Source organism: Pseudomonas sp. I8001 (assembly GCF_013385345.1).
Taxonomy (GTDB): domain Bacteria; phylum Pseudomonadota; class Gammaproteobacteria; order Pseudomonadales; family Pseudomonadaceae; genus Aquipseudomonas.
This window is the reverse complement of sequence record NZ_JACAQC010000023.1, coordinates 20,625-33,771: the sequence shown is the minus strand read 5'-3', so window position 1 is coordinate 33,771 and position 13,147 is coordinate 20,625. Positions and strand designations below refer to the sequence as shown.

Sequence of the window (13,147 nt, the reverse complement as noted above, 5' to 3'; positions counted from 1 at the left end):
TTCGAAGGTCAGCTTTTGGCCGATTGCAGCCCATCGTGACGGGTAGCTTTTTGAAAACTGGCCCCCATTATCGGCCCCAATTTTTCGATGCTGATAATTGGCTACTTTTCCCCGGAAAACCTCCTGGCTTGGGTCGAAGTCGTCGATACAACTACCACCGCCTCCACCACGCTTTCTGAGCAACCACCTCAGGCTTCAGCGAGGCGATCGTAGAGCCAGCAATCTTTACCGGTGCGACGTCCAGACCATCGAAGCTACCTAGACCCAGAGGGGGGCTTTCTGTTTGTAGAAAGCGAGTGGTTTCTGCTGAAGCCACCGCATGCAGTAATGATGAGGGCGTTATATTCCGACTCAAGACGTGAATGCCGTTCTCGGGGTCATGCAGACCACTTGCGTCGGTGCCTTCAACCCCATCTATCAGAAGCGGCTGGATCATGACCGTGCCAAGCTCGTAGGTGATATCCAGATCACCGCAAACGCAACGCAGCCTTTGCAGTTCACCATTCGCCGATACACACACAAAATCCAGCCCGTCGTCATCTGTGCAAAAGCTGCAAACGTGTAATTGAAGGCTTTTACTCAGCGCTAAATTCACATTCAGGAAAGCTCTCTTGAAGTAGTCGGCTAGCTGAGCATCCTTAAGCACTTTGTATATCCGCGATAGCGCTGCCAATTCTTGAGGGAGCTCAAGTGGTACATCCTTGATGGGTGGCATAGACGTAAAGGGCCATTTCCGTTCTTCGCCAGCCTTGAACGTGTCTAAGTAGAACGACGTGGCGTTTTCATCCTGGTGCAATGACCAACCAATGCTCACCGGCAACGTAGAAAGTGGTTCTAACTCCGGCTTCACATTCATCGCGTGAGCAACGACAAGGTACCCCATTGTTTAGATCCTTCAGGTACAGGGCTGAATCGCTCCAAGCATAGTCGATACTTGAGTGTGTGCTATTGGCCGATAGCATTCGCGCATGGCCGAGAGCTGACTCAAACGGCCTGAAAAATTCCGGGGACTGAAAATGGAAGAAACGCTCTCTTCGATATTTATGCACTAAAGGAAAACCCATAAATTTCAATGGGAAAACCGTCGTTGCGATCATCAACCCCGATTTTTCCTAGCCGTTTTACAAATGTTAACTCCTTCAAGTGGCTATTGGCTTTAGGCTTCGAATCACAAAGTCCGATCGGACCCAATCAGCTTTAAGACGACTCTACAACCATGAATCTGCACGCCATCGCCGCGACGCTTTTTGCGTTTTTCACACTGCTTCCTTCCTCAGTGCACGCCGCGACCCCCATCGCCCATGTCGCTATCTACCGAGGCCCGGCGGGCTGCGAGGGATGTTCAGAGAATGTCAAAACAGCCCTGCTGCGCGTCCGCCCGAATGCGCAGATTGACTTTGTAGGTGCCGATGAATCGATCGACATCACGCCGCAAAGCCTCGCTCGTTATGACCTCTACGTTCAACCGGGTGGCGGTCAGGACATCCCTGCGGCGCTTGATAGTTTGGGGGATGCGCGGGTGCAGGCCATTCGTGACTTTGTCGCCCAGGGTGGGCGCTACCTGGGGCTGTGTATGGGCGCTTATCTGGCCGACGACAGCAACTTTGGCCTGATACCCTACGACCTTGATTCAGAGGCAGGCAGGCCTGGGTTTGAGGTCGCGGGCATTGCGGACGCGGCGGTGCAGGTTGTGTGGGATGGGAAAGCCGATAGCGTCTTTTATCAGGATGGGCCTTACTTCCCCAAGCGTGACGCGACCTCGCCTTCTTCAACCATTGCGACCTACCGGAATGGTGATGTGGCGGCAGCGCGTTACACCTATGAAAACGGGGTAGTGGTGCTGAGCGGCCCGCACCCAGAGGCGGATCGGGAGTGGTTCGAGAAGGCGAATATTCCCTTGAGCAAGATGCCGCGGGGTGAGCTTTTTGGGGCGTTGGTGCGCAGCATTGAGGGGCGCAGGTAGGGGGCGATGATGACTTCCAGATTCCAGCTGGATGCTCCAGCCAACTGAAAAAGTCATATGGCAGCCAGCTATTTACCCAGGTTTTGATTCATCAAATTGTCCAGTACGGGAAATTTGGTGGCCGCCTGCCATTCGCGTAAATGCTTGCAGCCTTCATCATTGAGCTCGGCAAGGTTGCTGCGAGCGTCGCATATCGTGAACCACTTCTGCCGGAGAGATGGATACTTTACAAACTCTTCCCGGGTTGGGGGTTGGTTAGTGGATAAACGCAGAACTGACAGCACTAAAAGTGCAGACACCCCGATACCGATAGAGCCGTTTTTATAATTCATATCAACTTCCGCAAATGAGAAACCTAACCCCACAGCAGAACTAATGACCGCTGTTAATTGCTTGGGGCGTTGGTCGACTATAAGAAGAGAAATGGATCGATAAAAGATCCATTTTCGACGTATCTCATAGGGCCATTTATTCACAAGATGGGGAAATCAGAAAAAATCGGGGCAGTCTACCGAACGCTCGGGCAATCACGAAGCTGCCGGCGAACCTGGCGCACGTCGAGCAAAACTCAGCCCAACTCGCGCCCCAAAAACGGCGCCGTCCGGCTGCTCTTGCTCTTCGCCACCTTCTGCGGCGTGCCACTCACCACCACCTTCCCGCCTCGATCCCCGGCCCCCGGCCCGATATCAATCACCCAATCACTCTGGGCCACGACACGCATTTCATGCTCCACCACAATCACCGTGTGCCCCGCCTCCACCAGATGATTCAACTGGCTCAACAACCGGTCCACATCCCGCGGATGCAGCCCGGTCGTCGGTTCATCCAGCACATACAACGTCGCGCCCCGGGCATTGCGTTGCAGCTCGGTCGCCAGCTTGATCCGCTGCGCCTCCCCGCCCGACAGCTCCGTGGCCGGCTGGCCAAGACGCAAATACCCCAAGCCAATATCCCGCAGCACTTGCAGCGAGCGCAGCACACCCGGCTCTTCGGCAAATACCTCTACCGCCTGTTCAACCGTCAGCCCCAGCACTTGGGCAATGGTCAGCCCTTCCCACTTGATCGCTAACGTTTCCGGGTTGTACCGCGCCCCGTGGCACGTCGGGCATGGCGCATACACGCTGGGCATGAACAGCAATTCAACGCTGACAAACCCCTCGCCTTCGCAGTTCGGGCAGCGGCCTTTGGCGACGTTGAAAGAAAATTGCCCAGCGTCGAAATGGCGCTTTTTCGCCGCGGGTGTGGCGGCGAACAGTTTGCGTACGTTGTCGAACAGGCCGGTGTAGGTCGCGAGGTTGGAGCGCGGTGTGCGGCCAATGGGTTTCTGGTCCACCTGCACCAGGCGGCGAATGTGTTCCAGCCCGCCGCTGATACGGCCGCCGCTGGTTTGCGGGGCGTCGTCTTCGAGGCTGGGTTCGTCTTCGGTTTCCACCACGCGGCCCAGGCCTGCGCCTACCAGTTCCAACAGCGCCTGGCTGACGAGGCTGGATTTGCCCGAGCCGGAAATGCCGGTGACGGCGGTGAAGCAGCCCAGGGGAAAGTCCACGCTGAGGTCCTTGAGGTTGTTGCGCGTGACGCCTTCCAGGCTCAGCCAGCCGGTGGGTTGGCGCGGTGGTTGGCTGACCGGGCGTTTTTCGGCGAACAGGTATTCGCGGGTTTGCGAGGCTTCGACCTGCGCCAGGCCGGCCGGTGGGCCGCTGTACAGGACCTGGCCGCCGTGCTCGCCGGCAGCCGGGCCGACGTCGATCAGCCAGTCGGCGCGGCGCATGGTTTCCAGGTCGTGTTCCACCACGAACAGTGAGTTGCCGGCGGCCTTCAGGCGGTCGAGGGCGGCGAACAGGGCTTCGCCATCGGCAGGGTGCAGGCCGGCGGAAGGTTCGTCGAGCACGTAGATCACGCCGAACAGTTGCGAGCCCAGTTGGGTGGCCAGGCGCAGGCGTTGCAGTTCGCCGGAGGACAGGGTTGGTGTGCTGCGTTCCAGGGCCAGGTAGCCGAGGCCGAGGTCGGTCAGGGTGCTGACGCGTTCGAGCAGGTCCTGGGCGATGCGTTGGGCGGCCAGGCGTTTTTCCACGGAGAGCTTTTTATCGCCCTGCCCTTCAGCCACCGGGCGCAGGAGCTCGGCGAGTTGCAGCAGGGACATTTGCGATAGCTCGCCAATGTCCACGCCGGCAAATTTCACCGACAGCGCGGCCTTGTTCAGGCGTTTGCCTTCACACAGCGGGCACGGGCTGCCTTGCATGAATTGCGAAACGCGCTTTTTCATCAGGGCGCTTTGGGAGTGGGTGAAGGTGTGCAGGATATAGCGGCGGGCGCCGGTGAAGGTGCCCTGGTAGCTGGGCTCGAGTTTGCGTTTGAGGGCGTCGCGGGTTTGGGCCGGTGTGAAGCCGGCGTACACCGGTACGGTGGGGGTTTCTTCGGTGAAGAGGATCCACTCGCGCTGCTTTTTCGGCAGGTCGCGCCACGGGATGTCGACGTCGTAACCCAGGGTGACGAGGATGTCGCGCTGGTTCTGGCCTTGCCACGCCAACGGCCAGGACGCCACGGCGCGCTGGCGGATGGTTAGGGAAGGATCGGGCACCATCAGGGCTTCGGTCACTTCGTACACGCGGCCCAGGCCGTGGCATTGCGGGCAGGCGCCCTGGGGCAGGTTGGGGGAAAAGTCTTCGGCGTACAGCATCGGTTGCCCCGCCGGGTAACTGCCGGCGCGGGAGTAGAGCATGCGGATCAGGCTGGACAAGGTGGTGACGCTGCCCACTGATGAACGTGTGCTGGGTGTACCGCGCTGTTGTTGCAGGGCCACGGCGGGCGGCAGGCCTTCGATGGAGTCGACGTCCGGTACGCCGACCTGGTCGATCAGGCGGCGGGCGTAGGGCGCCACGGATTCGAAGTAGCGGCGCTGGGCTTCGGCGTAGACGGTGGAGAATGCCAGCGAGGACTTGCCGGAGCCTGACACGCCGGTGAACACCACCAGGGCGTCGCGGGGGATGTCCACGTCGACGTTGCGCAGGTTGTGTTCCCGGGCACCTCGTACCCGCACGAAGCCAGGGCGTTGGGTGATGAGTGAGGTGTCTGGTGGCAGGTTGCGCTGGGAAGTCATGGGTAACCTTATCGGTGTGTTCAAGGCAGTGAAGATCAACTGTGGGAGCCGGGCTTGCCCGCGATGACGGTGTGCCAGTTACCGGATGGGGTGCCTGACACTCCGCCATCGCGGGCAAGCCCGGCTCCCACAGTGGTTTGGTGTTGCTGGCTGGATCTTCATTCGTCACATCATTCGGGAGGTCAGTACCGAGCGCACCCGTTGCGCCAAGTCATCCGGGCCATAGGGTTTGCTCAGCAGGTGAATGTCGTTGCCCAGCAGGTGGTTGCTGGAAAGAATGTCGCGGGTATGCCCGGAGGTAAACAGCACCGCTATCGCCGGCACTTGCCTGCGCGCCCACTCGGCGAGGTCGGTGCTTTTGACCCGGCCCGGCATCACCACGTCGGTGAAGATCAGGTCCGGTTGCAGGCCGGCCTGGAGCATCAGCATGGCCCGGTCGCCGTCTTCGGCGGTGAGCACGGTGTAGCCGGATTGTTCAAGCAATTCCACCGCGGCCGCGCGTACGCCTTCGTTGTCCTCAACCACCAGGATCGTCTCATGGCCGCCGGTGGGTTGTGTGAGCTCGACGGGCGCATCGTGGTTTTCCGGCTCTCCCAGGTTGCGCGGGAAATACATCTGCACCACGGTACCGCTGCCCTCCACGCTCTCGACCTCAACATGCCCGCCACTTTGGCGCACGAACCCAAACACCATGCTCAGGCCCAGGCCGGTACCGTGGCCATTCGGCTTGGTGGTGAAAAACGGTTCGAAGGCCCGTGCCAGGATCGTTGGTGACATGCCGGCGCCGCTGTCGGCGACGGCCAGGCGCACGTATTCACCGGGGTTGATGCTTTTACCGGCGCAATCCGGAGGGTTGAGGATGATGTTTTCGCCGGTGATCCGAATCACCCCCTCGCCTTTCATGGCATCCCGGGCATTGATCGCCAGGTTGAGCAGCGCGTTTTCCAGTTGGTTGCGGTCGACGTTAATGCACCACGGATCCTGGGGCAGCTGCACATCAATGTGGATGGTTTCTCCCAGCGCCCGCTGCAGCAACTCGCCCAGGCCTTCATAGATGCGCAGCGGGTTGTACACCGCCGGTGACAATGGCTGGCGACGGGCGAAGGCCAGCAGTTGCGAGGTCAGTTTGGCCCCACGTTCCACTGCCGCGATGGCGGCGCTGACCCGGCGCTGCACCTGGGGGTTGTCCGGTTCATGCCGGGCCAGCAGGTGCAGGTTGCCGGAGACCACTTGCAGCAGGTTATTGAAGTCGTGGGCCACGCCGCCGGTCAGGCCGCCAATGGCTTCCAGCTTCTGTGATTGGCGCAACTGTTCCTCGGCGGCGGAACGGGCTTGCACCTCCGCGGCCACGCGCTGCTCCAGGTTGTGGGTGAGTTCCTGGCGCAGGCGCTCGGAGATCATATGTTCGGTGGTCTCCACTACAATCGCCAGGACCCCGGCCGGTCGTTGGTCGTCACCGGCCACGGGGCTGTAATACAGGTCCATCCAGACTTCTTCCGGGCGGCCGTCGCGCAACAGTTCCAGGGGCAGGTTGCGGTAGGACAAGGTGCCGCCAGCCAGGCAGGTGTCGACCACATTGCGGTTGAAGTCGGCGACTTCCGGCCAGCCCAGTTCCACCGGCGCACCCAGCAGATAAGGGTGGCGACCGCCGGCAAATACCGAATAGCTGTCGTTGTAGATCATGTAACCGGCGTGCCCCCACAGCATCACCATGGGCATGGGCGATGCCAGCATCATCTGCACGGCGCTGGTCAGGCTGGAGGGCCAGGCATTCATCGGGCCGAGGTCGGTGGTGGACCAATCGAAAGCACGAATCCTCTGGGCCATTTCCCCAGCCCAACCCTCACAGCCGTGGGTATTGGATAAAAACTGCATCGGTCGGCTCTGCAAAAGATAAAAGGTGGGCGGCGATGAAAACTTTGAGCCCGGCAGCGGCGGTTGGTTTCATCGCATATTGCTTATGCCGGCAGGAAGGAGCAAGGGCCGGCTCAGCGAAAGTCCCGGCTGCGCACACTGATGCCCGACAGCAACGGGGTCAGGTCGGTCAAGCGCCCGGCGATCAGGTGCCGAACCTCGCCCACCGCCTCCCAGCGGCCATCCACCTTGAGCAACCGCGAGCCCACCAGCGCCTGGCGTTGGCGCTCGGCCAAATCGCGCCAGACCACCACATTGATATTGCCGAACTCATCTTCCAGGGTAACGAAGGTAACGCCGCTGGCCGTGCCAGGACGTTGTCGACCGGTGACCAGGCCGGCGACGCTGACGTTGCGGCCATGCTCAACCTGCAGCAATTCCCTGGAACTGCGGCAACGCCGCGCGCGCAGTTCATCGCGCAACAGCGCCAACGGGTGTGGGCCCAGGGTGGTGCCGACGCTGGCGTAGTCGGCATACAAATCTTCGCCGACTGTCGGTTGCGGCAGCTCCACCACCGCCTCTTCCGGGCTGGCGATACCGGCAAACAGGCCCAGTTGTTTCTGCACCCCGGCCACCTCCCAACGCGCCCGGTGCCGATGCCCGGCCAGGCCGCGCAAGGCACCGGCATCCGCCAGCAGTTCCTGGGCGCGAGTGTCCAATTGGGCACGCTCGCCCAAGTCGGCAATATCAAAAAACGCCCGGGCCTGGCGCGCCGTTTCGATACGCCGGCCGTCCTCTTCGCGAAACCCGGAGATCATGCGCAAGCCCATGCGAATCGCCGGTTGCTGGCCTTCGATCGGCTCAAGGCTGCAATCCCAGTCACTGGCCTGCACATCCACCGGGCGGATCTGCAAATGATGGCGACGGGCGTCCTGCAGGATCTGGTCGGGGCTGTAGAAACCCATGGGCCAGCTGTTGATCAGGGCGCAGGCGAACGCTGCCGGTTCATGGCATTTGAGCCAGCAACTGGCATAGGTCAGCAAGGCGAAACTGGCGGCGTGGGACTCGGGAAAACCATAGCTGCCAAAGCCCTTGATCTGCTCGAAGATCTGCGCGGCGAAGGCTTCGCTGTAGCCGTTTTTCAGCATGCCGGTGCGCAGGCGTTGCTGATGGGGTTCGAGGCCGCCGTGGCGTTTCCAGGCGGCCATGGAACGGCGCAGTTGGTCGGCTTCGCCGGGTGTGTAATCGGCGGCGACCATAGCGATCTGCATGACCTGTTCCTGGAACAGCGGGATGCCCAGGGTTCGTTCCAGTACGGACTTGAGTTCCGGCGACGGGTAGGTGGTTTCTTCCTCCTTGTTCCGCCGCCGCAGGTACGGATGCACCATGCCACCCTGGATGGGCCCCGGCCGCACGATGGCGACCTCAATGACCAGGTCGTAGAATTTTTCCGGTCGCAGGCGGGGCAACATCGACATCTGCGCCCGCGACTCAATCTGGAACACGCCGATAGTGTCGGCCTTGCTGATCATCGCGTAGGTTGCCGCATCTTCCTTGGGCACCGAAGCCAGGCTCAGGTCCCGGTTGCGATGGCGGCGCAGCAGGTCGAAGCAGCGGCGAATCGCACTGAGCATGCCCAGCGCGAGGATGTCCACCTTGAGCAGGCCCACGGCGTCGAGGTCGTCCTTGTCCCACTGGATGATGGTGCGCTCGGCCATGGCCGCATTTTCCACCGGCACCAGGGTGTCCAGCGGGTGCTCGGAAATCACGAAACCGCCGGGGTGCTGGGACAGGTGCCGGGGGAAGCCGATCAGTTGTTGGGTCAAGGTCAGCACCCGGCGCAGCACCGGGCTGTCGGGGTCGAAACCACCTTCGCGCAGGCGTTCCAGGGGCGGTGCTTCGTCGCTCCAGCGCCCACAACAGTCGGCCAGGGCGTTGACCTGATCCGGCGGCAACCCGAGGGCCTTGGCCACGTCGCGCACCGCGCCGGCGCCGTGATAGCTGCTGACCACCGCCGTCAACGCGGCGCGGGTACGACCGTAGCGCTGGAAGACGTATTGCAGCACTTCTTCGCGGCGTTCGTGCTCGAAGTCCACGTCGATGTCCGGCGGCTCGTTGCGTTCGCGGGACAGGAAGCGCTCGAACAGCATGTTCATCAGGCTCGGGTCGATCTCGGTGATGCCCAGGGCAAAACACACCGCCGAGTTGGCCGCCGAGCCGCGGCCCTGGCACAGGATCGAACGGCTGCGGGCGAAGCGCACAATGTCGTGTACGGTGAGGAAGTAGCTTTCGTAGCCGAGGTCGCTGATCAGTTCCAGTTCGTTATTGATCTGCTGGAGGGTCTTGGCGTCGACCCCTTTCGGCCAACGCTGGGCGATGCCTTGCTCGGTCAAGGTGCGTAACCAGGATTTTGCATCCTGGCCTTCAGGTACCAACTCCCTGGGGTATTGATAGCGCAATTGGCCGAGGTCAAAGGTGCAACGCCGGGCAATGTTCAGGGACTCTTCCAGCAAGTGCGCCGGGTACAGCGCGGCCAATGCATCGAGGCTGCGCAAGTGCCGTTCACCATTGGGATGCAGGCGCGCGCCGGCTTCGGCCACCGAGACGTGGTGACGGATTGCGGTCATGGTGTCTTGCAACGCACGGCGACCGCGCACATGCATATGCACATCGCCGCAGGCCACCGCCGGCAGGTGCAGGCTGGCGGCCAGGTTCAGGCGTTGCTCAAGGTGACGGGCATCGTTCTGGCCGCAATGCAGTTCCACCGCCAGCCACAGGCGATCGGTGAAGGTGCTGCACAGCCATTGGATATGGGCCTGGGTGTCGGTGTCTTCGACCATCCATAACGCGAGCAAGCCGTGTACCGCGGTGAAGTCTTCCTGCAGCAAGCGGTAGTGACCTTTTCCCGCACGGCGACGGGCAATGGTGATCAGCCGGCACAGGTGTTGATAGCCTTCCAGGTTCTCCACCAGCAGCACCAGCTTGGGGCCGTTTTCCAGGCGCATCTCGCTGCCGATAATCAGCGGCAACCCGACTTCCTTGGCCGCCTGCCAGGCACGGACGATGCCCGACAAGGTGCATTCATCGGTGATGGCCAGCGCCTCGTAACCCTGCTGCCTGGCCCGTTCAAACAGCTCGCGGGCACTGGAGGCGCCCCGCTGGAAACTGAAGTTGGACAGACAATGCAGCTCCGCGTACTTCATGCAAACCAGCCTTGCAGCCACAGCGTGCCGCTCTCGCCCACGGTGCGGTAGGCCCAGCCTTGCTGGCCGGCACGGGTGCGCACCAGGTAGTAATCGCGGCGCACATCGGCGCCATCCCACCAGCCGGATTCGATGCGCTCCGGGCCCATCAGGATGTGTAGACCCTGCTCGGCCAGGGGCGTCGGTTCATGCAACAACCAGCCCGGGCGTTGCACGTTGTTTGAGGGTGAGCACGGGCGAAGATCAGCACCGGCTTGCCAGGCGCATTCTGGGCGGTGGTCGGCGTGAAAGCGCAGGCCTTGCACCGCTTCGTCCCCCAACCGCGCCCGCAGGCGTTCGCGCAGTTGTTCCCACGGCAGGGTTTGTTGCGGGCGCTCGTCGAACAGGTCCTGGCGCTGGGGCACAAACACCGGCAGGTCCTCGGCCACCAGGCGAAAGCCGCGCACCGGCGAGGTGACTTGCACTTGCTCCAGGCGCCCACGGGCCAGTTCGAACAGCATCGCCGCGTCACGCTCGGCGCTGAGCAGGCCGACCTTGATCACGCTGTCGGGCTCGGCCGCGTGCTCCAGGTGCAAGTCAAAACGCTGCACGCCACTGTCGCGGCCACACAGGAACGCCGACAGGTCGCCAGTCAAACGGCGCAAGGGAAACAGCAAGGCCTGGTGGGACAACACATCAAAATTCAGCTCGATGCGCACATCAAACCGGTCCGGCGGCTGGTAGAACGCCAGCGCCAGGGGCCGTTGGCCGCACAGTGCATCGAGGTGCTTGAGCAGCGCAGCGTCGAAGCGCCGGGCCAGGGTATGCCGAGGCAACGCCTGCACCTGGGCCAGGGTGCGCAAGCCCATGCGCGACAATGCGCTGGCGGCTTGCGGGTCGAGGCCGGCGCGGTCGATGGGGATCGGTGCCAGGGCGTGTTGCAGGTATTGCTCATCGGCCACGGCCAGGCCGTCGTAGGCATTCGCCAATATCCGCGCCGCCGCCGGGTTCGGCGCGGCGACGATGCGATGACGAAACCCCAGTTCGGTCAGCTCCTTGCGCAAGCGTGCTTCGAGCAACGGCCAGGGCCCGAACAGGCCCAGGCTCGACTCGATCTCGAACAGCAACGCCCGTGGGTAGAACACGCTGACCTGGGAGCTGAAACGGTAGGCCCAGGCGGCGAGAAACTGCTGCCAGTATTCGATCTGCGCCGGGTCGTATTCGGCGCAGGCGAACGCCTTGGTCAAGGCATGGGCCGCCGTCAGGGATTGGCCGGGGCGCAGGCCGAGTTTGCGCGCGGCGTCATTGACGGTTTGCAGCACCCGCCGCTGCGGCGTGCCGGCCAGCAGGGCCAACGGCTGGTCCGGTTCGGGGCGCGAACGCAGCACCCCGTCCAGCGCCAATTGCGGGAACACAATACACACCCAGCGCATGCCAACCTCAGTGCCCAAGCGCAATGGGCGCGGGATGGGCCAGGCCACCCCGGCACTTGAGCACCCGCACTTGCGCAGGGCTCGCCTCAACCGCCAGGCGCAACGCGGCCGGTGACGGGTTGATGGCCTCGTTCAAGGAGCGCCAGGCAAAGGCCAGGGTCTGGCCGGTTTCCGCCGCCACCTGCAAGCGGCGCAAGGCCCGGTCATCGGCCTTGCGCGGCCAGCACAGCACCGCGCCACAACTGCCGGAACGCAGGCATTGCTCCACGGCCCACAGGGCGTCACGTTCATCGGCCTGGATCACTGACAGCTGGCGCACATCCACCCCGGCGTTTTGCCAGGCGTGGGGGTACGGCGTGTAGGGCGGCGCCACCAGCACGATGCGCTCACCGGCCGCCGCCAACCGTGCCAGGGTCGGCCACACCAGCTGCAACTCGCCCACGCCTTCCTTGGCCATGAGGATTTCGCTCAACGCCGCTTCCGGCCAGCCACCGCTGGGCAGCACCGCATCCAGGGCCGCAAGCCCGGTGGGATGGACGCTGGCCGGCGGCGCGGCGGGCCGGCCTTTCCAGACCCGGCCGCCATTGAACAGCGAGTCCAGTGCAACGACGGCGCCCATCAGCCTTGCCTCACCAGGCCGCAGAACACCCCTTCGATGGCCAGGTCCTGATCGGGCCGCACCACGATGGGTTGATAGGCGGGGTTGCGCGGCAGCAGGCGCACGCGCTCGCCCACGTGTTCGAAACGTTTGATGGTGACTTCACCGTCCAGGCGTGCTACCACGATCTGCCCGTTCAAGGCCTCGGCACTGCGGCGTACGCCCACCAGGTCGCCATCGAGGATGCCGTCTTCGATCATCGAATCGCCCTGCACCCGCAGCAGGTAATCCGGGGTTTTCGCGAACATGCCCGGGTCGAGCAATAGACGGTTGTGCACTTCGGCATCGGCGCCAATGGGCAAACCGGCGGCCACCCGGCCGAGCACCGGAATATCCAGCAGCTCCGGCCGCGCCGGTTGATTGAGCAGGCGGATGCCGCGAGCCTGGTTCGGGTTGACCTCGATAAAGCCGCCCTCGGTCAGCGCCAGCACATGCTTGCGCGCCACGCTGCGGGAGGCAAAGCCGAACGCCTCGGCGATCTCGGCGAGGCTGGGAGACTGGCCTTGCTGCGCGATACGGTCGCGGATAAAGGTCAGGATGGCGGTACGGCGGGGCGTTAGATTCTTCATGGAGTACATTTGTACTCCTGTGGGAATTTTCTGGCAATATCCGTCAGTCGCTTCCCTGGCAACCGCCGGAAAAGTACCCGCCAAGTTGACGAACGGTCTTTCGAATGTTCAGATGCCGGCCTGTTTCAGGTGCCTCATGCCGCCGTGCATGGGGTGAAACGGGAAACCGGTGCCGCTCTTTTCGAGCCAGTCCGGTGCTGCCCCCGCAACGGTAGACGCGTGATTCCTTCGACACACCACTGTGGCCTGCGCGCCATGGGAAGGTGAAGGTGTCCATACGCGTGAGCCCGGAGACCGGCCTGGAATTCTGTTTGGCAAAATCCTGCGGTGGGCGGGCATGGGCCGGTATTGGCGTGTGCTCGGTGCCTACTCGTGCGTGCTTTTCGCGAAA

9 protein-coding genes and 1 riboswitch are annotated in these 13,147 nt (G+C 62.5%); of the genes, 1 reads left to right on the top strand and 8 read right to left on the bottom strand.

Annotation, left to right across the window (positions count from 1 at the left end; genetic code table 11):
- Window positions 1–151 precede the first annotated feature (151 nt).
- The gene (locus tag HX839_RS16505) at window positions 152–883 is read right to left on the bottom strand and encodes a hypothetical protein (RefSeq protein WP_177067349.1); all 732 of its coding nucleotides are present in this window, start codon (window positions 881–883) and stop codon (window positions 152–154) included.
- A 333-nt stretch (window positions 884–1,216) separates the two neighbouring features.
- Between HX839_RS16505 and HX839_RS16500 the strand changes: the two genes are divergently transcribed.
- The gene (locus HX839_RS16500) at window positions 1,217–1,963 is read left to right on the top strand and encodes a BPL-N domain-containing protein (protein ID WP_177067348.1); all 747 of its coding nucleotides are present in this window, start codon (window positions 1,217–1,219) and stop codon (window positions 1,961–1,963) included.
- 68 nt (window positions 1,964–2,031) lie between these two features.
- On the opposite strand, the gene HX839_RS16495 is transcribed toward HX839_RS16500, so the two are convergent.
- From HX839_RS16495 to lexA, 7 genes are all read right to left on the bottom strand, one after another.
- Window positions 2,032–2,295, bottom strand: coding sequence for a hypothetical protein (locus HX839_RS16495; RefSeq protein ID WP_083853185.1), 264 nt, complete (start codon window positions 2,293–2,295; stop codon window positions 2,032–2,034).
- A gap of 236 nt (window positions 2,296–2,531) precedes the next feature.
- Window positions 2,532–5,060: an excinuclease ABC subunit UvrA gene (uvrA, locus tag HX839_RS16490; RefSeq protein ID WP_177067347.1), complete on the bottom strand. Its 2,529-nt coding sequence runs from the start codon at window positions 5,058–5,060 to the stop codon at window positions 2,532–2,534.
- A gap of 165 nt (window positions 5,061–5,225) precedes the next feature.
- Window positions 5,226–6,935 carry an ATP-binding protein gene (locus HX839_RS16485; protein ID WP_177022071.1) on the bottom strand — a complete coding sequence of 570 codons (1,710 nt, stop codon included), beginning with the start codon at window positions 6,933–6,935 and terminating at the stop codon, window positions 5,226–5,228.
- A 113-nt stretch (window positions 6,936–7,048) separates the two neighbouring features.
- Window positions 7,049–10,138 carry an error-prone DNA polymerase gene (locus HX839_RS16480; RefSeq protein ID WP_371315632.1) on the bottom strand — a complete coding sequence of 1,030 codons (3,090 nt, stop codon included), beginning with the start codon at window positions 10,136–10,138 and terminating at the stop codon, window positions 7,049–7,051.
- Window positions 10,114–11,529 (bottom strand): DNA polymerase Y family protein, encoded by a 1,416-nt coding sequence (locus HX839_RS16475; RefSeq protein ID WP_177049833.1) that lies wholly within the window; start codon window positions 11,527–11,529, stop codon window positions 10,114–10,116. The genes HX839_RS16480 and HX839_RS16475 overlap by 25 nt, the downstream gene beginning before the upstream one ends.
- Before the next feature lie 7 nt (window positions 11,530–11,536).
- Complete coding sequence (gene imuA, locus HX839_RS16470; RefSeq protein WP_008432576.1) at window positions 11,537–12,148, bottom strand: translesion DNA synthesis-associated protein ImuA; 612 nt, start codon at window positions 12,146–12,148, stop codon at window positions 11,537–11,539.
- The gene (gene lexA / locus HX839_RS16465) at window positions 12,148–12,765 is read right to left on the bottom strand and encodes a transcriptional repressor LexA (protein WP_003210482.1); all 618 of its coding nucleotides are present in this window, start codon (window positions 12,763–12,765) and stop codon (window positions 12,148–12,150) included. The genes imuA and lexA overlap by 1 nt, the downstream gene beginning before the upstream one ends.
- Before the next feature lie 101 nt (window positions 12,766–12,866).
- Window positions 12,867–13,074, top strand: a riboswitch (cobalamin riboswitch).
- Window positions 13,075–13,147 lie beyond the last annotated feature (73 nt).

What these genes read in the sequence shown, in the direction of transcription:
- uvrA (WP_177067347.1), bottom strand. Translation starts at nt 5,060, where the DNA reads ATGACTTCCCAGCGCAACCTGCCACCAGACACCTCACTCATCACCCAA.
- HX839_RS16505 (WP_177067349.1), bottom strand. Translation starts at nt 883, where the DNA reads ATGGGGTACCTTGTCGTTGCTCACGCGATGAATGTGAAGCCGGAGTTA.
- HX839_RS16495 (WP_083853185.1), bottom strand. Translation starts at nt 2,295, where the DNA reads ATGAATTATAAAAACGGCTCTATCGGTATCGGGGTGTCTGCACTTTTA.
- imuA (WP_008432576.1), bottom strand. Translation starts at nt 12,148, where the DNA reads ATGGGCGCCGTCGTTGCACTGGACTCGCTGTTCAATGGCGGCCGGGTC.
- HX839_RS16500 (WP_177067348.1), top strand. Translation starts at nt 1,217, where the DNA reads ATGAATCTGCACGCCATCGCCGCGACGCTTTTTGCGTTTTTCACACTG.
- HX839_RS16485 (WP_177022071.1), bottom strand. Translation starts at nt 6,935, where the DNA reads ATGCAGTTTTTATCCAATACCCACGGCTGTGAGGGTTGGGCTGGGGAA.
- lexA (WP_003210482.1), bottom strand. Translation starts at nt 12,765, where the DNA reads ATGTACTCCATGAAGAATCTAACGCCCCGCCGTACCGCCATCCTGACC.
- HX839_RS16475 (WP_177049833.1), bottom strand. Translation starts at nt 11,529, where the DNA reads ATGCGCTGGGTGTGTATTGTGTTCCCGCAATTGGCGCTGGACGGGGTG.